Here is a 1,696-nt window from a genome sequence, read left to right as displayed (position 1 = left end):
GGAATGTTATGAAGAGTATTGAACTTATCCATGTCAATGGTTTTTGGAAAAGCGGATTTTTTCCATACAGCAGGAGAAAGAGGCAAACGAAGGATTGATGGGTGCACGGGTTGACCATAAAACGCTTGGCATCGGAAAAAGTTGCGTATCGACGTGATCATGCGCCCCTTTGAGGAATCTGAGAGTTTAGCAAGCCGCTCCAATAGATATCTTCGGATGTCCTCCGCCATTAACCCATTGACGAACCTTTGCGGATTGTGCTCAAAGGTATACTCCAGTAATCCTCTCACATGATTGATTTCCGAAGAGACTGTGCCTTCTTCGAGGTGCTTGATCGTAAGCGAATATTCACGAAACCGTTGAAGCAGGATGGCTATTTCAGGAACAGCACTTGTTTCTGGACGCTCCCTCAGGCTATCTCCTGCAACCATCCTGCAATACGAATTCAGCGCAGCACGGCAATGTTTGAAGGTTCGCGGGTGACTTATTCTTTCTGTTTCGAGGAATGCTTCTGCAGCATCTTTTAATGCACCTACTTCCAGTGGGCCGTTCTGCTGCCGCAGAAATCGCGAGAGATAGGTACGATACCCTGTGACAGTCCTATCGGTGTACTCCTGTTTTTGCATGTACTCCTTGAATTTGTTGAGCTCGCGACGTGTACTTTCATTGATGTTGATCGTTGACATAACAGCGCTCCTTTCTAAATTAGCACTGCTATTCTACTAAATTTGAAGCTTACCCGCTTATGCTGAGCACATAAATATATTGGACACATAATTACGTCCTACTGTAAAGGGACGAATGCTGTTCTCAGCTAGATTGTTCGAGATCACACAGTTTCCATCCTGTAAGTAATTCAACAACTCTTGCTTATGGTTACATGCATACCTCAGCGCTTCGCCCAACTTGGATTTGGGTAGTACCTTACCTTTGGCCATTTCTACCCACGTCCAAAAAGCATCGAGTACAGGCTTTTCCTGCACAAGACGTTGCTCCTTTCGTTCTTCAGCGGTAAGTGACGCAAGCTGTGCCTCCAGCTCAAAAAGCTTGTTGCAATAGGCTACCCCCTCCGTGGCAAGAGTCCCTTCCGGATTCTTTGCCTCCGGTGGCAATGCCTCAACAAACTTACGTCGAAGATGTGCCCAGCATAGGCAGGATGTCGTCCCTGCTAGATTCGCATAACCCGAGTAAGCATCGCTATGTAAGTATCCCTTGAACCCTTTTAGGAACGCTTGCGGGTACTTCGCCCCTCGTCCTGGCTGGTATTCAAAGATCCTTATGGGATGCGTACTATGTTGACCGCTGCTGTAGATCCACATGTAGGAGGAGGTCGTGTTCTTCCGTCCCTTCTCATTCATCACCTGCACGGGTGTCTCGTCGGCATGCAGATATCGCTCTTGTACGAGCAGCTCATGCAGTCGATTCACGAGTGGCTTCAGCCAGTCTCTCGTGGTCGCGATCATCCAGTTGGCCATGGTGGCCCGGCTCAGATCAAGGCCAATGCTCTTCCATTCCTTCTCCTGACGGTACAGCGGCATGCTATTCACAAACTTCTGGTACATGACCCATGCCACAGAGGAAGCCGAGGCTATCGAATGCTGGATGACCGGTGCTGGAGTCGTCGCCTTTTTCATCTGAGGCTTGTCCACTTTCCGACAGGTCCGGCACTCTAAGGTTTCTCTGTAGATATCAATGA

General features: G+C 48.5%; 1 protein-coding gene and 1 pseudogene. Both read right to left on the bottom strand.

Annotated elements, in window-relative coordinates; genetic code table 11:
- A partial coding sequence (locus M6D81_RS31420; RefSeq protein WP_262681600.1) for a hypothetical protein occupies positions 1-686 on the bottom strand: 686 nt, incomplete at its 3' end.
- 93 nt (positions 687-779) lie between these two features.
- A pseudogene (tnpC, locus tag M6D81_RS31415) lies at positions 780-1,696 on the bottom strand (IS66 family transposase); the annotation flags it as partial.

The sequence above is a fragment of the Paenibacillus sp. J5C2022 genome (assembly GCF_025567625.1).
In the GTDB taxonomy this organism is placed as follows: Bacteria; Bacillota; Bacilli; order Paenibacillales; family Paenibacillaceae; genus Pristimantibacillus.
Note: the sequence above shows the minus strand (reverse complement) of the source record. Positions and strands in the feature narration are given on the sequence as shown.